This window comes from Thermincola sp. GK-1 (genome assembly GCF_059412445.1).
On the sequence record NZ_JBSQAT010000001.1, the window covers coordinates 166,932 to 187,918 of the forward strand.

General features: G+C 45.2%; 18 protein-coding genes and 1 other annotated feature. Of the genes, 17 read left to right on the forward strand and 1 reads right to left on the reverse strand.

All coding sequences use genetic code 11. From position 1 onward, the window contains the following. Entirely contained in the window at nt 1-1,959 is a 1,959-nt protein-coding gene (locus tag ACSNJE_RS00890) for a transglycosylase domain-containing protein (RefSeq protein WP_495251747.1), read from the reverse strand. A 368-nt stretch (nt 1,960-2,327) separates the two neighbouring features. Here ACSNJE_RS00890 and ACSNJE_RS00895 point away from each other — a divergent pair, with 368 nt between their 5' ends. The 17 genes from ACSNJE_RS00895 to ACSNJE_RS00975 all read left to right on the forward strand — a co-directional run bounded on the left by ACSNJE_RS00895 (nt 2,328) and on the right by ACSNJE_RS00975 (nt 20,897). After that, nucleotides 2,328-3,812: a two-component system sensor histidine kinase NtrB gene (locus ACSNJE_RS00895; protein ID WP_495251748.1), complete on the forward strand. Its 1,485-nt coding sequence runs from the start codon at nt 2,328-2,330 to the stop codon at nt 3,810-3,812. 188 nt (nt 3,813-4,000) lie between these two features. After that, complete coding sequence (locus ACSNJE_RS00900) at nt 4,001-4,207, forward strand: heavy-metal-associated domain-containing protein (protein WP_013121755.1); 207 nt, start codon at nt 4,001-4,003, stop codon at nt 4,205-4,207. Nucleotides 4,208-4,258: 51 nt separating this feature from the next. Next, nucleotides 4,259-5,896, forward strand: a complete 1,638-nt coding sequence (locus tag ACSNJE_RS00905) for an ABC1 kinase family protein (protein ID WP_495251749.1) — start codon at nt 4,259-4,261, stop codon at nt 5,894-5,896. Nucleotides 5,897-6,007: 111 nt separating this feature from the next. Next, nucleotides 6,008-6,224, forward strand: a binding site (T-box leader). A gap of 68 nt (nt 6,225-6,292) precedes the next feature. Continuing rightward, nucleotides 6,293-6,784: an Lrp/AsnC family transcriptional regulator gene (locus ACSNJE_RS00910; protein ID WP_052217832.1), complete on the forward strand. Its 492-nt coding sequence runs from the start codon at nt 6,293-6,295 to the stop codon at nt 6,782-6,784. Next, the gene (locus tag ACSNJE_RS00915; RefSeq protein ID WP_013121752.1) at nt 6,781-7,947 is read left to right on the forward strand and encodes an aminotransferase class I/II-fold pyridoxal phosphate-dependent enzyme; all 1,167 of its coding nucleotides are present in this window, start codon (nt 6,781-6,783) and stop codon (nt 7,945-7,947) included. Before ACSNJE_RS00910 ends, ACSNJE_RS00915 begins: the two co-directional genes overlap by 4 nt. 131 nt (nt 7,948-8,078) lie before the next feature. After that, a complete protein-coding gene (locus ACSNJE_RS00920) occupies nt 8,079-9,623 on the forward strand; it encodes a sodium/proline symporter (protein WP_495251750.1) in 1,545 nt (514 codons plus the stop codon). After that, nucleotides 9,623-10,924 carry a phenylacetate--CoA ligase family protein gene (locus ACSNJE_RS00925; protein WP_474660553.1) on the forward strand — a complete coding sequence of 434 codons (1,302 nt, stop codon included), beginning with the start codon at nt 9,623-9,625 and terminating at the stop codon, nt 10,922-10,924. Before ACSNJE_RS00920 ends, ACSNJE_RS00925 begins: the two co-directional genes overlap by 1 nt. Before the next feature lie 32 nt (nt 10,925-10,956). Beyond that, nucleotides 10,957-12,732, forward strand: coding sequence for an indolepyruvate ferredoxin oxidoreductase subunit alpha (gene iorA, locus ACSNJE_RS00930; RefSeq protein WP_052217789.1), 1,776 nt, complete (start codon nt 10,957-10,959; stop codon nt 12,730-12,732). After that, nucleotides 12,725-13,303: an indolepyruvate oxidoreductase subunit beta gene (locus tag ACSNJE_RS00935; RefSeq protein ID WP_474660555.1), complete on the forward strand. Its 579-nt coding sequence runs from the start codon at nt 12,725-12,727 to the stop codon at nt 13,301-13,303. Before iorA ends, ACSNJE_RS00935 begins: the two co-directional genes overlap by 8 nt. Before the next feature lie 119 nt (nt 13,304-13,422). Further along, a complete protein-coding gene (locus ACSNJE_RS00940; RefSeq protein WP_013121747.1) occupies nt 13,423-13,878 on the forward strand; it encodes a YwiB family protein in 456 nt (151 codons plus the stop codon). Continuing rightward, entirely contained in the window at nt 13,847-15,532 is a 1,686-nt protein-coding gene (gene argS / locus ACSNJE_RS00945) for an arginine--tRNA ligase (RefSeq protein WP_474660557.1), read from the forward strand. Before ACSNJE_RS00940 ends, argS begins: the two co-directional genes overlap by 32 nt. A 115-nt stretch (nt 15,533-15,647) precedes the next feature. Further along, nucleotides 15,648-15,935 (forward strand): DNA-directed RNA polymerase subunit delta, encoded by a 288-nt coding sequence (rpoE, locus tag ACSNJE_RS00950; protein ID WP_052217795.1) that lies wholly within the window; start codon nt 15,648-15,650, stop codon nt 15,933-15,935. Between the two features lie 118 nt (nt 15,936-16,053). Next, nucleotides 16,054-17,679 (forward strand): CTP synthase, encoded by a 1,626-nt coding sequence (pyrG, locus tag ACSNJE_RS00955; protein WP_052217797.1) that lies wholly within the window; start codon nt 16,054-16,056, stop codon nt 17,677-17,679. 126 nt (nt 17,680-17,805) lie between these two features. Further along, nucleotides 17,806-18,753, forward strand: a complete 948-nt coding sequence (gene sppA / locus ACSNJE_RS00960; RefSeq protein WP_474660559.1) for a signal peptide peptidase SppA — start codon at nt 17,806-17,808, stop codon at nt 18,751-18,753. 14 nt (nt 18,754-18,767) lie between these two features. Continuing rightward, a complete protein-coding gene (locus ACSNJE_RS00965; RefSeq protein ID WP_495251751.1) occupies nt 18,768-19,451 on the forward strand; it encodes a Yip1 family protein in 684 nt (227 codons plus the stop codon). Between the two features lie 182 nt (nt 19,452-19,633). Beyond that, the gene (locus ACSNJE_RS00970; RefSeq protein ID WP_052217803.1) at nt 19,634-20,017 is read left to right on the forward strand and encodes a response regulator; all 384 of its coding nucleotides are present in this window, start codon (nt 19,634-19,636) and stop codon (nt 20,015-20,017) included. A gap of 181 nt (nt 20,018-20,198) precedes the next feature. Continuing rightward, the gene (locus ACSNJE_RS00975) at nt 20,199-20,897 is read left to right on the forward strand and encodes a hypothetical protein (protein ID WP_052217805.1); all 699 of its coding nucleotides are present in this window, start codon (nt 20,199-20,201) and stop codon (nt 20,895-20,897) included. Nucleotides 20,898-20,987: the final 90 nt, after the last annotated feature.

Below are 20,987 nucleotides of genomic sequence, written 5' to 3' on the forward strand. Positions count from 1 at the left end.
TCAAAAAGCCTGATTAAAGAACCATTCCAGGAACTTTCTGCCTCTGGGGAAGCGTCTGGGCATTTGGAAAAAGTCTTCTACATTTTTTTCTTCCTGTTGTTTGCCGCCAAAAGGCAGGTTTTCTGTCAACCCTCCGTGAATTGGGCAATATTGAGTGGGTTCCGTGCCCTGGATAAAAAATGCTTTAATTGTTTTTTCCGAGTAAGGGGTGGCCAGGAGCCCTGTATCTGCGCAAATTGTTTTTTCCACAACACCGGGAGGTTTTGGAAAGTCTTGGACCGGTCTGTCCTTCAGGGCCCTTGCGGCAAACTCGGCCCATATGGGAGCAGCGAGGCGGCCCCCTGTACTGCCGACGGATTTACGGTTGTTATCGTAACCAATATAGACAGCCGCTACTAATTCCGGCGTGTATCCGACAAACCAGGCATCGGCGTAGTTTTGGGTGGTACCTGTTTTTCCGGCTGCCGGCCGGGGCAGGATGGAACTGACGATACTGGCTGTTCCGCCGGGCTGGACAACACTTTTTAGTATATCGGTCATTATATAAGCAATCTTTTCATCGAGAACACGGGTCCTGGAAGGCAGGTTCTTTTCCAATACCCGGCCCTGGCTATCAGTAATTTTTTTAATGAAAACCGGTTTGATTCTAAAGCCGCCGTTGGCAAAGGCCGCATAAGCCGCAGCCATTTCCAGCGGGTTTACTTCGGAAGTGCCCAGGGCGATGGAGATATAAGGCCGTAAAGAACTGTTAATGCCCATTTTTTTGGCCACATTTACCGCATTTTGAGGGCCTACCTGGCCGGCCAGTTTGACTGCGATTACATTATCGGAGACGGTAACAGCCTCTTTTAAAGTAAAGGGTCTGTAGTGGTACTGCTGAGAACCAAAATCTGTCGGTTTATATATCCCGCTGTTTGTACGGAATTCCACCGGTTCGCAGGTAAGGGTGGTTGCGGCTGTGTAACCCTGTTCCAAAGCGGCTGTGTAAACAAAAGGCTTGAAGGCCGAGCCCGGCTGCCGCAAAGCCTGCAGAGCCCGGTTGAATTTAGAAGTTGCATAGTCTTTGCCGCCTACCATAGCCAGGACATACCCGGTTTTAGGGTCTAAAGCAACCAGACCTCCTTCAAGGTCCGGATCCCGACCTTGCAAGCGCTTTAAAAAAGCAGTTTCTGCAGCTTTTTGCGCTTCAAGGTCCAGCGTGGTTTCAATCTTCAGTCCCCCGGTATACAACAGTTTGGCGCCGTCTTCGTATTTGTCAGTAACATATTTAACAATTTCATTGATAAAGTAAGGCGCCCGGCTGGCTGGTTTCCGGTTGCTATTTAAGTGCAGTTCTTCTCTGTAGGCTTCGTCAGCCTGTGTTTGATTGATAACCTTCGTTTCAACCATCCTGCCTAAAACGATTTTCTGCCTGTTTTTGGCTGCTTGCCAGTTAACAAAGGGAGAATATTTGCTGGGAGCTTTCGGCAATCCCGCCAGCATGGCGCTTTCGGCAAGGTCCAGTTGACTGGCCGGTTTGCCGAAATAGGTTTGCGCCGCTTCTTCGATTCCGTAAGCGCCTTCACCGAAATAGATCTGGTTGAGATACATTTCCAGAATTTCATCTTTTGAATACTTTCTTTCCAACTGAATTGCATACCAAAACTCCAGGAATTTGCGACTAAATGTGCGTTCATTACCCAGAAAGAGATTTTTAGCTGTTTGCTGGGTTATTGTGCTGCCGCCTTCTATAACTTCGCCGGCCCGGAGGTTTTTCCAGGCAGCCCTGGCAATACCGGTAAAGCTAATGCCGTGATGTTGATAAAACCGGCTGTCCTCAACGGCTATAATAGCTTGGCGGGTAATCGGAGAGACTTCCTTCAGTTTGACGGTAGTTCTTTTTTCCTTAAAAAGAGTGGTAATCAGCTTACCGTTGGTATCATAGACCTTGGAACCCTGGTTAAACCTAGGTTCCGGCAACCGTGGTCCGACGGTGCAGCCAGAGAGAAATAAGAAGAGTAAAGTCATTAAGGATAAAGTTAGGAATAGTAGTTTCTTAATTTTCAAAATCAGCACCGGCCTTTTTCGGATTTTCTTTTATTATACCAGACCGCGTCAAGCATAGTGAATCGAATAATGGCGGTTGTTGGGGAAAATAATTTTAGAAAATTTCGTATATTTATGCAGGAAAAGTTTCCAGCATGACGAATACTCCATTGTATATTTTTTCACAATGCAATTTGCCTTAATTCCAACATATGGTATTTATGATGCCTTGGGAGGGGATGTTTCTGTTTCAGTCTCCGGAATCGCACTGCTTATATGGAGTTATGAAGGGTGTGCCTGCTTTGAAGCGTGTAGTTATCATCGATGTTTTCGGGAAATTAAAACTTGCCAAATGGCGGTTGATGGGTGACAAAATCGATGTAATGTATTTAACCCAATTACCGGATCCCGAACAAATTATATCAGAAGCACCCGGTTTAATATTAATGCACCTCAATGGTTCCCCAAAAATAACTTTTCTGTTTAGCCAAATCAGAGAAATTGCTCCCTATATACCTGTTATTACAGTAGTGAAAAATGAAGATGAACAGTTAATTAAATATGTCTTCTCTAAAGGGGCCAAGGCCGTTTTATTCCTGCCGCTGGATCTGCCTAAGTTAAGTTACATTTGTACAAAAGAGCTTGCGGCTTTTTATGAAAGGCGCCATGGACAGGAATCAGGAAAAGAAGTTTCTCCGCCCGCTGAAAAAGGGACCCTGGCAAATCTTAAGGGCAGATATGGACCCTCCAGTGGAGAACTTGTTTTCAACCAACTGGATATAGGTGTTGTATACATAGGGTTAAATGGTAAAATTATTACTGCTAATAAAGCTTTTAAGAAAATGATGGATTTGGAAAATACAGAGATAGAGGGCTATACCTTAGCAGAATTGGCAACTATTAAGGCCAGTCCATTCTGGCATACCCTAAGGGATATGGCAGAGGACTGTTTACAAAAGGAAAGCGGAATTAAAAATATGGAAATTAGCTTACGGTTGGCCCAAGGAGGGACCATTTACGGAAAAGTGGCAGTAAATAGTGTTCCAGGTGAAAATGGCCTACAGGCAGGGGTTTTGGCAACCATTATTCCGTGTGACTTTCTTAAAGCATCCGATGCCGATATGGCGCGTTCGGAAAAACTGGCCGTAGCCGGTCAATTGGCTGCCGGGGCTGTACATGAGATTAAAAATCCTCTTACTTCTGTCAGGGGTTTTATACAATTACTGCAGCAGGAATTGTCCGGTAATCCGAAAGCAGAATATATTGATATTATAATTGCCGAAATAGACCGGGTGAACAATATTGTTAACGAGTTCTTGAAGCTGGCTAAACCGGCTGTACCAAAGAGAAGCTCCTGTTCGATAACGGCCTTGTTTGAAGAAATTAGGGTACTTATGGAGAGCGAGGCCTTTTTGAAGAACGTAATTATAGAAGAAAACTTTTGCCACCTTCCTTCCGTTAACATTGATAAGGAGCAGATAAAACAGGTTCTCATTAATATTATTCAAAACTCCTTTGATGCCATGCCGCAAGGCGGGCGCTTGACAATTCACGCCGAGCCTTTGGAAACAGAAAAGAAGATAAAAATTCAGTTTAATGATACCGGCTGTGGTATGGACAAAGAAACTCAGAGCAGAATATTTGAACCCTTTTTTACAACCAAAGAGCAGGGAACCGGTCTGGGCCTTGCCGTTTCACAACAAATTATAGAAAGCCACGGTGGGCAAATAGAAATAGACAGCGAACCCGGTGTTGGGACAACCACCGTTATCTTCCTGCCATATTAAAAATCCTCGGTAAAAACGGGATAAGTAGTAATGTAAGCGGTAAAAAGCCGCTTTTTTTTATTAATGTGGTAAAAGGTTTCCGGCCACAGTTACGGAGTAATGGCTGTTTCATCTTAAGTATAGTTCAATTCCTCCCCTGAATGTTTGCCGTGAATAAGGTTAAACTAACTTCGAAAGGGGGTGTGGTAATGACTTCAACGATATTTACCGTTGAGGGTGTGGCCTGTCAGCATTGCAAAAAAGCAGTGGAAATGGCATTACAAACGTTGGAGGGGGTAAAAAACGCCAGCTTGAATCTGGAAGCAAAAACTGTAGATATAGAGTTTGACCCCCGGATAACCAATGAGCAGCGCCTGAAGGATGCGATAAAGGATGCCGGGTATGCAGTGAAATAATAAACCCCGCAAACATTGAAACGATATGACAGATGGTTGGGGGTTCATTTGGTGCGCAAAATCAAGAGTTTTGCAAGGTATCAGGAAATAGCAGGCATATTGATAAGACATGGATTTGGATATCTGATTGACAATTTTGAAACAAAAGCGAAGCAAGACGGTATCCCCAAAAACATAAAAAATCCCCTGCCCAAAAGGGTGAGGCTGCTTTTTGAGGACTTGGGACCTACCTTTGTCAAACTGGGGCAACTGCTAAGCATGAGACCGGACCTGATACCGGAAGAATACGTGAAGGAATTTGAAAATCTGCAGGATAAAGTTGAAGAGGTCGACTATACGGAAATAGAACAGCAAATAAAAGCTGAATTAGGAGATTCTCCGCACCGATTGTTTAGGGAGTTTTCTTGCACGCCTTTGGCTACAGCTTCTATTGGCCAGGTGCATAAGGCGGTTTTGCATTCGGGCGAAACCGTTGCTGTGAAGGTACAGCGCCCTCAATTACCGCAGTTGATCTCCGGAGATATTGCCATTATGAAAAACATTGCTCCGGTGCTCCAGGAGAAGACAATTGTCGGAAAGGTATGTGATGTTGAAGAAATAATCGATGTTTTTGAAAGGCAGATAACTAAAGAGATTGATTATAACATTGAAGGACTTAACACCGATTGCTTTTTTAGGCAGTTTGCCGATGATGAAGAAGTGTCTGTACCGAAAGTTTTCTGGGAATATACCAGCGAACGGGTCATTACCATGGAATTTCTTCAGGGAATGCGTGTTGAAGAATTCCTGAAGGTAACAAAGAACATCGGGATCAGGGAACGGGCGGCGAGGAACCTGATCGGGGCCGTATTTGAACCGCTATTGACCAAAGGGATATTTCACGGAGACCCGCACCCGGGAAATGCCATGTTTGATGCTAGCGGTAAGGTTATTATGCTTGACTTTGGTATAACGGGCCGCCTTGATGCCAGGCTCAGAAACCAGATATCCCAGCTTATTCTGGCATTGGATGACCGGGACATATATGCCGTCATGGAAATCATCAAAGATACGGGAAATGTAACCAGGCGCATTAATGACCAGCATTTTTATGAAGACGTGGCTGAACTTGTTGAACGGGCCAACGGTGTTACTACCGGTGGCATGGAACTTGGTCAATTGATTAACGGCATGTTAAAAATATCCCTGCAACATGGTATAAAAATGCCTGACAACATGTTTATTTTGGGTAAAGTTGTTATGATTACGGAAAGTATGGCCCGGAAACTGGCTCCGCACCTGGACCTAACAGAAATCCTGCAGCCTCTGGCTCTTTCCCATTTAAGAGATGCTCTGCAGCCTGATTTTAATACAGGGCAATTTTACCGTCAGTTGTCGGAGGCCATCCGTGGGTTATTTGCCCTGCCCAGGAACCTGGCCCAGGCAGTGCAGTCGCTGGCCAGGGGTGATACAAGAATAACTTTTTACCATCGCAACCTGAACTGGTTATATGAAATGTTGGATGAATCCTCTTCCCGGATATCCTACAGCTTGATCATTGCTTCCCTTATTGTGGGATCGGCTCTGATTATGCATACGGGCAAAGGGCCCCTTTTTTTGGGTTATCCGGCATTGGGGACAATCGGATTTATATTTTCTACCGTGCTGGGGATTTGGATTGTTTTTGAGCTTTTACGCACCAGAAAATAAATGTAAATAAAATTTGTATTATTTTGCTGGCACCACAAAGTTTTTTCTGGCATAATGTTATTATTGACACAAAAAAATACGGCATGATATAATACAAAGAAATTTATAAATGACAAAACAATGATGGGGATAGTAGATATTGCGGGCTTTTCCAGAGAGCCGGGGTAGCTGGAAGCCGGTAAAGCTGCAATATGGAATGCCACCCTGGAGTTGCTGTTTTGAAAAACGGAGTAAAGACAGTCGGATTCCCAACCGTTATCTGGGACAAAGAGTGGGCTGGGCAAGCCAACTAGGGTGGTACCGCGTGAGTGAAACTCTCGTCCCTTGGGGATGAGGGTTTTTGCTTTTGATAAAATAATTATTTTAGATTTTATTTGCTACTGGGGGGTTAGGTTTATGGAAGAAACAAAAAAGCAAATACTGGAAATATTGCAAGGAAACAGCCGGCTTCAACCGGCCCAGATAGCGGCCATGTTAAATATTGAAACGGCACAGGTTGAAAAACTTATTAAGGAACTGGAAGACGAAAAAATAATTGTCAAATATCATACCATCATTAACTGGGAGAAGGTAACAGATGATAAGGTTACTGCCTTTATCGAGGTGCGCGTTACCCCGGAAAGGGGCGTAGGCTTTGATACAGTGGCCGAACGTATCTACCGGTTTCCGGAAGTAAAAACCGTCTACCTGATGTCCGGCGGCTTTGACCTGGCAGTCTTAATTGAGGGAAAAACCATGAAAGAGGTGGCCCTCTTTGTTGCTACAAAGCTGGCCACTTTGGACCACGTCCAAAGTACTGCTACTCATTTTGTGCTGAAAACTTACAAGCAACAGGGTGTCATTTTTGAGGACAAGGAAGCAGACAGAAGGTTGGTGGTTTCACCTTGAACTGGAACCAAAAGTTATCACCCAGGGTTAAAAGCATTCCACCGTCTGGTATAAGACGGTTTTTCGATTTAGTTTCCGAAATGAGCGGGGTTATATCACTGGGAGTTGGTGAACCCGATTTTGTTACTCCCTGGCATATCAGGGAAGCCTGTATTTATTCATTGGAAAAGGGCTATACCATGTATACATCCAATTATGGCTTGCCGCAATTGCGGGAGGCTATTGCCCAGGATATTTACAAAAACTATAAAGTAAAATATGAACCAAAGAACGAAGTGCTGGTCACGGTAGGGGTCAGTGAAGCTATGGACCTGGCGCTTAGAGCCGTATTGGACTCCGGCGACGAAGCACTCATACCCGAGCCTTGTTTTGTATCCTATTCACCATCGACCGTTCTGGCGGGCGGCGTTCCCGTAGCCATTCCCACTACCCTGGAAAATGAATTTCGGGTTACCGCCGCACAAATAGAAAATGCGATTACACCCAAAACAAAAGTTTTAATCCTCAGTTACCCCAACAATCCAACTGGAGCTACTATCACCAGGGAAGAACTGGTGGAAATCGCCAAGGTTGTAGAAAAACACGACTTAATAGTTATATCGGATGAGATCTACGACAAGCTTACCTATGAAGGTTGCCATACCTGTTTTTCTTCCCTGTCCGGCATGCGGGACCGGACAATTCTGTTAAACGGTTTCTCCAAGGCTTATGCCATGACCGGGTGGCGGATTGGTTATGCGGCTGGGCATCATGAAATAATTGCGGCCATGACCAAAATACACCAGTATGCCATGCTTTGTGCGCCTGTCATGGCCCAAATGGCGGCTCTCGAAGCGCTGACTAACGGTGAAGAAGAGATGCGCAGGATGGTTGAGCATTACGACCGGCGGCGCCGACTGGTTTTGAAAGGTTTTGCGGAAATCGGCCTGGATTGTTTTGAACCGAAAGGGGCTTTTTATGCTTTTCCTTCTATCAAGAAAACGGGCCTGACTTCTGCGGAATTTGCCGAGCGGCTGTTGAAGGAAGCAAAAGTTGCGGTGGTTCCGGGGGATGTGTTCGGCGCCAACGGCGAAGGGCATATCCGGTGTTCTTATGCTGCTTCCGTGGAAAACCTATCGGAAGCTATCGAAAGAATAGGCAAGTTTTTAAAGAACATTACATAAACATGGCAAAAACTTCTAAAACAAATTTGCCAAATTTGCAGGAATATTCACATAAATGTTGAATAAATAATGTCTAAACTTCTGACACCGATAGAGGTATGAAAAAAAGAAGAATGGGAGGATGGTAGAATATGAAGTTGGCGTTAGTTCTTGCCTACGTATTGGTGTTACTCGGCTGCGGTTTTATCAGTATGAAAAAGACCCGAACTGTCAATGACTTTTTTTTGGGAGGTCGGGGGGTAGGACCGTGGCTTTCTGCTTTTGCGTACGGAACAACCTATTTTTCTGCTGTACTGTTCATCGGTTATGCTGGTAAAGTAGGGTGGGGCTTTGGGCTTTCGGCATTATGGGTGACTGTTGGCAACAGCATTATAGGCTGCTATCTGGCATGGCGTTTATTGGCCAAAAGAACCAGAGACATGACGCTGCGCCTTAATACTATGACGATGCCCGAATTTCTGGAAAAACGCTATGACAGTCCTAATTTTAAAATATTTGCCGCTTTGCTGATTTTTATTTTTCTCGTACCGTATACAGCTTCTGTTTACATGGGGTTAAGCTACCTTTTTGAAACGGTTTTCCATATTCCTTATAATTATGCTTTGATTGCCATAGCCTTGCTCACAGCCGTTTATCTTACCATGGGCGGATACTTTGCCGTAGCCCTTACTGATTTGGTACAGGGCATTATAATGATTTTCGGTGTTGGAATGCTGCTTTATTATATAACGGGAGCGCCGGAAGTAGGCGGTTTTGCGGAGGCTGTTTCCCGGCTGGCCGCAATAGACCCGAAACTGGCCGGACCCGTTGGGCCTCCCGGTATAATACCCCTCGCTTCGCTGGTGATTTTGACCAGCCTTGGCACTTGGGGACTTCCTCAGATGGTACAGAAATTTTACGCCATTAAGGATGAAAAATCAATTAATGCAGCTACCTGGGTCTCTACTTTCTTTGCCATCATTATTGCTTTCGGAGCGTACTTTACCGGCGCTGTTTCCCGGTTATTCAATTCTGTTTTAATGGAAAAAGGTGTTAACCCGGCGTTGGACCCCAAATACTTTGATATGGTTATACCCACAATTTTAACATATGCCTTGCCGGAAATAGCTGTCACAATCATTCTGCTTCTGGTATTGTCAGCGTCTATGTCTACACTTGCGTCCCTTGTTCTGGTTTCCAGTTCGGCTATCTCCATCGATCTGGTACAGGGCAGGCTCGCTCCCAATATCTCAAAAAGAACTGCCGTCTTATTAATGAGAGTGTTGTGTGTGGTCTTTGTAGCCGTTTCACTCGGTATAGCCATTATGAAGCCCCAGATAATCCTAACTCTGATGGCTTTGTCATGGGGGACAGTAGCAGGGGCTTTCCTGGCGCCTTATCTGTACGGCCTGTTTTGGAAAGGCGTTACCAAGGCCGGAGCCTGGGCCGGCGCCTTGACGGGGTTCGCTGTTTCCTTGGGTGTTTCCGCTTATTTTAAATTCGACCCGCAAATGCTGAATAAATTTAGCCCTATGATTGGGTCGGCGGCTATGTTGATACCGCTTGTTGTGGTACCTGCTATCAGCCTGGTAAGCGAAAAATTTTCGGAACCCCATCTCCTTAAAGTATTTGGTACCAAAGCCGTTGAAGAATATGATTTAACTTTTGCGAAAGGGACTGAGGAGTTGGTTAACTAATGATTTGGGACCCGCATTACGAATGCATGAGCAGGGAAGATTTGCAGGCTATCCAGTTGGATCGCTTGCAGGCAACAGTTAATTATGCTTATGAAAAAGTGCCTTATTACAAGGCGCTTTTCGATGAACACGGGGTTCATCCGCAAGATATCAAACGTTTGGAAGATGTTCATAAATTGCCTTTTACCGGCAAAGAGGCCCTGGCCGAAAACTACCCTTTTGGGATGTTTGCCGTTCCCATGAAGGATGTTGTGCGGCTTCATGCGTCTTCCGGAACCACCGGCAAGCAGAAAGTAGTGGGATATACAAAACGTGATATCCGTACCTGGGCTAACCTGGTGGCGCGGATTGCGACCATGGCCGGCGTAACTGACGAAGATATTGCCCAGATTTGTTTCGGTTACGGTTTGTTTACCGGCGGTTTTGGATTACACTATGGTCTGGAAAAAATCGGAGCAACTATAATTCCTGCCTCTACGGGGAACACAGAACGGCAAATTACCATGATGCAGGATTTCGGGACTACCGCTTTGGTGGCCACCCCTTCTTATGCGCTTTATATGGCGGAAGTTGCTGAAGATATGGGTGTGGATACATCGAGGTTAAAGCTGCGGGTAGGGTTATTTGGGTCGGAACCTTGTACGGAAAGCATGCGCAAGGAACTGGAACGCCGCTGGCATATACGGGTTACTGACAACTATGGGCTGACGGAAATTGGTGGGCCCGGGGTAGCCGGCGAGTGTGAGTGCGGTGAAGGAATGCATATCAACGAAGACCATTTTTACCCCGAAATAATTAACCCTGAAACAGGTGAAGTATTGGGATATGGTGAAGAGGGGGAACTGGTCTTTACTTCACTGACAAGAGAGGCTTTTCCCATAATCAGGTACCGGACCAGGGACATTTCCATGCTTATTAACGAACCGTGCAAATGCGGCCGGACAACTATCCGCATGAAAAAGTTGACGGGCCGGACCGATGACATGCTGATTATCCGGGGCGTAAATGTGTACCCGTCACAAATCGAGACGGTATTATTGGAGACGGAAGGGGTAGCCCCTCACTATCAGTTAATCGTAACCAGGAAAGGTTATATGGACGATTTGGAAGTACGGGTGGAAGTATCGGAAAATTACTTTACCGGCAAATTTAAGGAACTGGAAGAATTGGAGAGTTCTTTACGGAGCAAGCTGAACAGAACTTTGGGCATCAGCGCCAGGGTAAAACTGGTGGAATCCCGGTCAATTGAAAGGACTATGGGTAAGGCCAAACGGATTATTGACCTGCGCTCGAAAGATTAAGAATAGGCAAAAATTTCTCATGAGGTGAAAAGATGAGGGCATTACTGACAGGGAACGAAGCAATTGCCCGAGGGGCATACGAATACGGAGTCAAAGTCGCTGTGGGATACCCCGGCACACCCAGCACGGAGATATTGGAAAATATAGCAAAATATGAGGGTATCAAAGCCCAGTGGTCGCCAAATGAAAAAGTAGCCATGGAAGTCGGCGCCGGAGCTTCTATTGGCGGGGCCAGGGTTATTGTTACAATGAAGCATGTGGGCGTAAACGTGGCGGCCGACCCGCTTTTTACTTTTTCTTATACCGGTGTAAACGGGGGATTGGTATTAATTTCCGCCGATGACCCCGGGATGCACAGTTCACAAAATGAACAGGACAACCGTAATTATGCCAGGTTTGCCAAAATTCCCATGTTTGAGCCCAGTGACAGCGGGGAATGCAAGGAAATGATGGGGGAAGCCTTAAAGGTTAGCGAAGTATACGATACACCCGTCATGCTGAGAACGACTACCCGCATAGCGCATTCCCAAAGCCTGGTGGAACTTAAAGAACCCGGTGAAATTACCGTTAAAGAATATGTAAAAGACAGCGGAAAATTTGTCATGATTCCCGCCCATGCCCGGCAAAGGCGCGTTATAGTGGAGGAACGCCTGGCCCGGCTTAAAGAATATGCGGAAAGTTGTCCCTTCAATGAAATTCAGATGAGAGATGCCAGAGTGGGCATTATTGCCAGCGGGGCAGCTTACCAGTACGTTAGAGAAGTTATGCCCAATGTATCCGTATTAAAATTGGGCATGACCTATCCCCTGCCCGAAAAGCTGATTAAGGACTTTGCCGCCAGGGTTAAACACCTCTTCGTTGTAGAGGAGTTGGACCCATTTCTGCAGGACCAGGTTGCTCTTATGGGATTAAAGGTCAGGGGCAAAGACCTGTTTTCCAATATTGGCGAGTTAAGTCCGAAATTAATTGCCGAGAAATTTTATTCCCTGGAAGAAACCCGTGACTTTGTGGAAAAAGCCTTCCTGGCTCAGCCGCAGGCCTGGGCGCTGCAGGATAATATTCCTGTCAGGCCTCCTGTTATGTGCCCCGGCTGTCCGCACCGAGGAGTATTTTATGTTTTGAATAAAATGAAGCTGACCGTTATGGGCGATATTGGCTGCTACACCCTTGGCACACTGCCTCCTTTGGAAGCCATGGATGCCTGCATATGTATGGGCGCCAGCATCGGCAGCGCCTTGGGTATGGAAAAGGCCCATCCGGAAATGCGCAGTAAAATAGTATCTGTTATCGGTGATTCTACCTTTATGCATTCCGGCATCACGGGTTTGCTGGATATTGCTTACAATAAAGGGACCACCGCTACTATAATTTTGGATAACCGGACCACTGCCATGACCGGACACCAGGAACATCCCGGAACAGGAAAGACCCTGCAGCAGGAGGAGACCTTTGCAGTAGATATTCCCAAACTGGTGCAGGCCTTGGGGATACGCCGCATCAAGGTAGTGGACCCCTTTGATTTGGATAACCTGCAAAAAATTTTGGCTGAGGAAACAGAAGCTGCGGAACCTTCTGTAATAATTGCGCAAAGGCCGTGCGCTTTGCTGGATAAGTCCGGTGGCAAACCCTTAACGGTCGATGCCGGTGCGTGTATCGGCTGCAAAAGGTGTATGAAATTAGGATGCCCAGCCCTGGTGGCCGGCCCTGAAAAGGTTTCCGTTAATGCCGCTCTTTGCACGGGGTGCGGATTATGTGCCCAGACCTGTAATGTAGGGGCTATCAGGAAAGAGGGTGAAGGCATTGCTTAAAGAAATGAACATTTTAATAGTAGGCGTAGGGGGGCAGGGAACTATTCTGGCCAGCAAAATTTTAGCCGATGTTGCCCAGCAGCAGGGATATGATGTAAAGGTTTCCGAGATACATGGGATGGCCCAGCGGGGGGGTAGTGTTGTTACCCAGGTACGCATGGGTGAAAAGATTTATGCGCCGATAATTTCCGAAGGGCAGGCTGATATAATTTTGGCTTTTGAGCAGCTTGAAGCCTTGAGATGGGTGCATTTCCTGAAAGAAGAAGGTACTCTAATTGTTAACAGGCAGGTTATCGAACCGGTACCTGTATTACTCGGCCTGCAGCCTTATCCGACAGGTATTATAGAAAAATTAAAGGCCCACGTAAAAGACGTAATTGACCTGGATGCTTTGGACATTGCCGGTAAGTGCGGCAACAAAAAGGCGGTTAATGTGGTCCTGATGGGAGTTTTGGCCAAAAAAATGAACATACCCAGGGAAGTATGGGACAGGGCTTTAGATAACAAGGTTCCGGCCAGGTTCCTTGAATTAAATAAGCAGGCCTTTGAGGCCGGCTGGATGGCAGGCTAAAGGTATTGGGGGGCTGTCTCAAAATGAATTGAGACAGCCCTGAATTTATCTAACTTTTGTGAAAAAATACATCTTTCTGGTATAATATAATATTGAGAAAAAAAGAAAGGCCGAGGATAATGCGAAAGGATATTTTGGTCACGGTAAAAGCCAAGCAAATCAATGAATATGGGGAAGAAGACAGTCAGGATTTTTTTACGACGGGCACTCTCTTTCAAAAGAAAGGCGCTTTTTTTATTGTTTATAACGAATCGGAAGTAACCGGGATGGCGGGAACCACCACTTCCCTGAAAGTGGAGCCAAACAGGGTCACTCTTAACCGCATGGGCTCATCGGAACAAAAACAGGTTTTTGAAGAGGGTTTGAAACATCGGGGAAATTACATCACCCCTTACGGGGGTCTGTCTGTGGCTGTGCTGCCTTCCAGGGTAGAGGTTAACTTGACAGACACAGGGGGAAGTATTAAGCTAGAATATGAATTGGAAGTGGAAAACCAAAAAATAAGTGATAATGCTTTGATTATTACTGTCAGGGAGGCCGGAAATGAAAAGTGTTCTGGAAAGACTGAAAGATAATCTTATTGAAGTCATCAAAATTGCGGTTATAAAAGCAAAAGAGGCGGGAGATATCTCCTTTGAAGAAATTCCTGATTTTGTTTTAGAGGTGCCAAGGGAGAGGGGGCATGGCGATTTTGCCACCAATATTGCCATGTTGTTGACCAGGCAGGCCAGAATGGCGCCGCGGCAAATTGCGGAAGCGATTGTCAAACAACTTGATAAGTCTGATTTGCCCATTGTTAACATAGAAGTAGCTGGGCCGGGGTTTATTAATTTTTACCTAAGTGCAGAATGGTTATATGATGTTTTGCCGGAGATAGAGGACCAGGGAGCTAAATACGGTTACAGTTCCGTAGGAAATGGCCTTAAAGTCCAGGTTGAATTTGTCAGCGCCAACCCTACCGGGCTTTTACATATGGGCAATGCCAGGGGGGCCGCTTTGGGCGACAGTATGGCCAGCCTGCTGGCGGCTGCCGGTTTCGACGTACAAAGAGAGTTTTATATAAATGATGCCGGTAACCAGATCGAAAACTTCGGCAAATCGCTGGAGGCGAGGTATTTCCAACTTCTTGGCCGGGACGTGGCTTTTCCGGAAGACGGATACCACGGGCAGGATATTATAGATACGGTGCAGGGAATCATTGACCGGGAAGGGAATAAATACCTTTCTTTGGATTCCCGGTTAAGAAGGGAATTACTGGTCAAGGAGGCCCTAAATGAAAAACTGGACGGTATCAGGAAGTCTCTGGCAGATTTTGGCGTGAAATACGATGTTTGGTTCAGTGAACAAACCCTACATGATTCCGGCGCGGTGGAACAGGTTTTAAATGAACTGCGGGAAAAAGGTTACATATACGAGCATGAGGGCGCATTGTGGTTTAAAGCTACAGAGTTTGGGGACGAAAAGGATGAAGTAGTGGTTCGCAGTAATGGGACACCGACTTATTTTGCAGCGGACATAGCTTATCATAAAAACAAGTTTGACCGCGGGTTTCAGTGGGTCATCAATATCTGGGGAGCGGACCATCATGGACATGTCAACCGCTTAAAAGGAGCCATGCAGGCTTTGGGATATGACCCTGACAAACTTCAGGTTGTTATAATGCAGTTAGTCCGGTTGTTCCGAGGCGGGGAAATCGTCAGGATGTCCAAACGCAGCGGCGAGTTTGTGACCCTGGATGACCTGGTGGAGGAAGTGGGTAAAGATGCGGCCAGATATTTCTTTGTTATGAGAAGTCCTGACAGCCATTTGGATTTTGATATGGACCTGGCCAAGTCTAAATCTAATGATAACCCTGTTTATTATATCCAGTATGCGCATGCCAGAATTTGTAGCATTTTCAGGCAAGTACAGGAAAGCGGTATTTCTGTTCCTTCGGCCCGAAACATAAATCCTGCCGTCCTGAAGCAAGCTGCGGAACTGGAACTATTGCGCAAGCTGGCCGATTTTCCGACAGAAGTGGCGGAAGCGGCTGTTAACCTGGAGCCGCATAGAATGGCTCGCTACCTGCATGAATTAGCAGGCATTTTCCACAGTTTTTATAACAGTAACCGGGTTATAATCGAAGACAAAGACATCCGGGATGCCAGGTTAGTTTTAGTCAAGTCTGTTCAGCAGGTATTAAAGACAGGTCTTGCTTTGTTAGGCTTGACGGCGCCGGAACGCATGTAAGATATTACTACAATTTTCGCCAATTTTTTTCAATTTCAGAAGGAAATTGTTCCCACCGGGTAGAATATCATCACCATATCTTTAATCCGGCTGCGGCCGTTTGGAAGGTGATGATATGGGCAATACGGTTGGTTTACATGCTCAGATGTCTGAAGTGGATTTAGCCCACGCTATTTTAAAAGCAAAGGGTCAACCACTTTATTACAGGGAATTGATAGAGCAGGTGTTGGAAGTAAAACCGGTGACAGGAAAAGACCTGGGACATATTATAGCCGGAATTCACACAGAACTGAATCTCGATGGGCGATTTGTCCATATTGGCCATGGTGTATGGGGCCTGCGGGAATGGGCGCCGGACAAAGGTACACATATCGAATCGTTAGATGACGATTATGACAATTAAAATTGCGTGGAAACACCACGCAATTTTGCTTGACAGGCATTTATTGAACAAGATAGAATGTTATAGATAGTTCAAGGACAAGCTACATTTTGACGAAGAGGTAGAAGGAGGAACCGGTATGGCTAAATTTATTTTTGTTACCGGAGGGGTGGTTTCCTCACTAGGCAAAGGAATTACTGCAGCTTCTCTGGGGTGCTTGCTGAAAAGCCGTGGGTTAAAAGTAGCTATTCAAAAATTTGACCCATATATAAATGTTGACCCTGGTACCATGAGTCCATATCAGCACGGTGAGGTATTTGTAACTGACGACGGAGCGGAAACAGACCTGGACTTGGGTCATTATGAGCGGTTTATTGACATAAACTTGAGCAAAAGCAGTAACGTGACTGCCGGTAAAATATACTGGTCTGTAGTTTCCAAAGAACGCAAAGGCGATTATCTTGGCGGCACCGTACAGGTAATTCCGCACGTTACAAACGAAATAAAGGAACGTTTGTACAGGGTAGTCAAGGAAAGCAACCCTGATGTGGTCATTACCGAAATAGGCGGCACTGTGGGCGATATAGAGTCTTTGCCTTTTTTGGAAGCTATTAGGCAGATGAAAAGTGATATTGGCCGTGAGGATGTAATGTACATTCATGTCACTTTGGTACCTTATATGAGGGCGGCCGGAGAGTTGAAAACCAAACCCACTCAGCATAGTGTTAAGGAATTGCGCGGCATAGGCATACAACCCGATGTTATTGTGTGCCGGTCGGAGATGCCTCTGTCAAAGGAAATGGAAGAAAAACTGGCCTTGTTTTGCGATATTGACAAAGAAGCCGTCATCCAGGCCGTTGATGCTTCCACTATTTACGAAGTTCCGTTGGTTTTGGAACAGGAAGGTCTCGACGACATTGTTATCGAACGGCTTGGTCTGAAGTGCCACGAGGCTGACATGACCGAGTGGAAACGGATAGTTGAAAAGATTAAAAATCCGAAATATTCCACTACTATTGCCCTGGTCGGTAAATATGTTGAGCTACCTGATGCCTATATGAGTGTGGCCGAGGCTTTAAGGCATGCCGGGTTATTTCATGAATCGGCTATAGAAATCCGCTGGGTAAATTCCGTCGATTTAGAAAAGTCCAATGTGAATCTGGATGAGCTTTTTACGGGGGTTGACGGGATTTTGGTACCCGGAGGTTTTGGTGACAGAGGTATAGAAGGTAAAATTGCGGCTATTAATTATGCCCGGACGAAGAAAATTCCCTTTTTGGGTATCTGCTTGGGTATGCAGTTGGCAGTGGTTGAGTTTGCTCGTAACGTATTGGGACTGAAAAAGGCCAACAGTTCAGAGTTTGACCCCAAGACTCCATATCCGGTTATAGACCTGCTCCCGGAACAAAAAGATATTGAAGAAAAAGGGGGCACGATGCGCCTGGGACTTTATCCATGTAAAATATTGAGTGAAAAGTCCCTGGCTTTTAAGGCCTATAATGATGAGATAATTTATGAACGCCACAGACACAGATTTGAATTTAACAACGAATTTAAAGACAGGTTAATATCCAAAGGTTTAATGATAAGCGGCGTTTCTCCTGACGGCAGACTGGTCGAAATGATAGAGTTAAACGATCATCCGTGGTTTGTGGCTACGCAGTTCCATCCCGAATTCAAATCAAGGCCGCACAGGCCGCACCCGTTGTTCAGGGATTTTGTGGGGATGGCTTTAAGTATAAAAAGGGGCAAAGCTCTGGAATAACCAGAGCTTTCTTTGCGTAAATTCGGACCAAATACATATTTATACAAGATATTTAGTTCAGTTGCGGGGAATTTTAATATTATGGGTTTGATAAATTGTTTAATGATCCATAAGGAGGGTTTTATAGTGCAGAAAAAGCTGGTCGTTGGTATTATTCTGGGCATATGCATTTTATCTCTGGTTGTTGCCCTGGCTGTGGAACCGGGAGAAAAACCGCTGATTTCCGGCCCAAAGTACGATAACGCTATCGGGCTGATTTCCATAGAAGGGCCCATCACGGGTGGTGATGCGGGAGGACTTTTTGAAGTTAGCGCCGGCGCAGAATCAATAATGGAACAACTGCGGGAGGCCGCCAGGGATAAATCATTGAAGGCGGTGATTATCAGAATTAACAGTCCCGGGGGAACTGTTGCCGCTTCCCAGGAAATTGGGGAAGAAGTTGAAAAAGTCCGCAAAGCCGGGAAAAAAGTTGTAATCTCTATGGGAGATGTAGCAGCTTCAGGAGGATACTGGATTGCTGCCAAGGGTGATAAAATTGTGGCCAATCCGGGTACTGTTACCGGGAGTATCGGGGTTATTATGGAATCCCTGAATATGTCTGACTTATATAACAAAGTAGGGATAGCCGACCAATCAATAAAAAGCGGCGCCCACAAGGATATGGGCAGTCCAAGCAGGCCGTTAACCCAGGAAGAAAAGGTTATATTGCAGTCGATGGTTGACGACATGTTTAACCAATTTGTTGATGTAGTGGCCAAGGGACGCCGGATGAAAAGAGAAGATGTGTTAAAAATTGCTGACGGACGGGTTTTTACCGGGCGACAGGCAAAATCACTGGGCTTGGTTGACGAACTGGGGAATTATTATGACGCCGTCAGATTAACTGCCAAACTGGCCGGTATAAAAGGCGAACCGGAAGTGGTTGAATTGAAGCCGAAAGATCCATGGGCAAGCTTTTTTGGTAAAGCAATGCTAAGCTTTGGTATTAGAGATTATGAAGGGATTCTGAAGGCGGCAGAGACCAGGGATTTGCCCAGATACATGTTGCTATGGCCTGATCTGTTAAGACGGTAAGAGGGTGAATATAAATGGAAGATATGAATGAGACTGTGGAAACAGTACCTGCCTCTGTAAATATTACCTTTACCGAACTTATTTATGGAACGTTATTTAAGCCTGGTGAAACATTCCGTAAAGTAGCCAAGGCAAAGCCGGTTTTTAAATGTTTCCTGGTATTTAGTGGGGTAATATTACTAAATATGCTCACCGGCATTATTTTAGCGCCACATTCGCTGGCGAAAGGTGGATTACCTGCGAACCTTGCTGAAGTTATTGGGGACATACTGCCTTTTTTGGCGATTATCGGAGCCGTTTTTGCATATTTGAACTGGGTTGTGCTGGCAGGGTTGTTTAGTTTATTCGCGGAGTTTTTTACTGGTCAGGGTTCGGCTCTTGGAATTTTCAGCGTGATGGGATTGGTAGAACTGCCAAGGCTGGCGACTTTACCGTTGCAAGTAATCGGAGCGGTAAGTGGCAAACCTTTTCTGACGACCTTTTTTTCAATCTTGGCTGGGTTTATTTACTTTATCTGGTGGGCTGTGCTTATGGTGATTGGCATTAGAGAGGCCCATTCCTTAACAACAGGTAGGGCAGTTGCTGTTGTTGCGGCGCCCGTATTTTTGATAGCTTTAGCATTAATAGTTATTTCCATAGCCGGGCTTGGGCTGATGATGCCGCTGTTGAATGTATTAAATACAGGTGGAATAATGTAGGGGTAAAAAGGTATTAAATGGAGGTCAAAATTTGTCGAAAAACAGCGCAATATTTTGCGTTGTTTTTTTTTGCAATTAGCAGGATAATACAATGCTCTTACCGAAATAAATGCATAAATAGCAATATCTAGCTATTTCATACAAATGAAAATCCTACCCGACCTTGAAAGAAGGTGGAACCGGTGACAAAAAAAGTGGAGCTTTTGGTTGTGGACGACCAGATAGGTGTAAGGCGGCTTCTGTTTGAGGCTTTTCGACAGGATGATTATAATGTGGAACTGGCCGGCAGCGGCCTTGAGGCTATAGATAAAATAAAGCAAAAAAAGCCGGATGTAATTTTGATGGACATGAAGATGCCGGGTATGAACGGCCTGGAAACATTAAAAGAAATAAAGAAATTAGATTTCAATCCTAATATAATAATGATGACGGCATATGGCGAAGTGGATATAGTTTCCGAAGCGATGAATCTGGGAGTAAAAGAATATGTCACCAAACCTTTTGATATTAACGAATTACGGGAAATGGTAAAAAAAGTGGTGGAAAACAGCGAAAAGGCCAGTTAGGAAGTTTGTCCGGTTTAAAGGACAAACTTTTTTTTTAGCGTGCTGTCCTATCTTGGATTAAGGAGTTACAATAAAAACTGCCATTAAGCTTGCCAAAGCTAATAAGAGGATATCAATAGTGCGCAAAAAAGAGGAATTTTTTGTTTAGTGGCGAAGTAAGAATACTTGAGGAGGTCATTCTATGATTATCGCTACTGAAACTGTGATTGCAATGCGCTGCCCGTCTTGCGGGAAGCTTGAATTTCATAAACTGTCACGGTTCGATTTTGCCGGAACCAATACTGTAAAGGTTTCTTGCACTTGCGGAGCGCCCAAACTGATTATCGGGACGAAAAACCGGCAACAATTCTGGCTGCAAATTCCCTGTGTTTTGTGTGAAACAAACCACCTGGTTTACTATAGAGCCAGACAACTGTGGAATGAGCAAGTTAATTTCTTTTATTGTTCCGACACCAACGTGGAGTTGGGTTTCTTTGGCCCTGATGAAAAAGTACGCGCTGTGGCGGAGAACTATGAACATAACCTGGAAACCCTGGTGGACGAATTGGGATACGATGACTATTTCTTCAATCCGGAAGTTATGTTTGAAGTGTTAAATTACCTGCATGATTTTGCTGAAGAGGGGTATCTTTACTGCGAATGCGGCAGTTTTCAGATTGAAATTGATATCTTTCCTGACCGTATCGAGCTGCAGTGCAAGGATTGTGGAGCCGAATCGGTAGTCTATGCGGAAACCGACGACGATTTAATCAATATCCAAAATATCAAGAAAATTGAATTGGTTAAAAACGGCTTTAAATTTCTTAATTCCATAAAGAATAACAATTCCAATTCCGGTAAAAACAGCGGTCCTAAACCGAAAAAAAGAAATAAACGGTAATTGCCGTTGACGGGTTTTGGATATGAGCTTTTGGAGATAATAGAAAAGACAAATACATAAGTTTAAATATTTTAAGGGGGTTGTTCAATT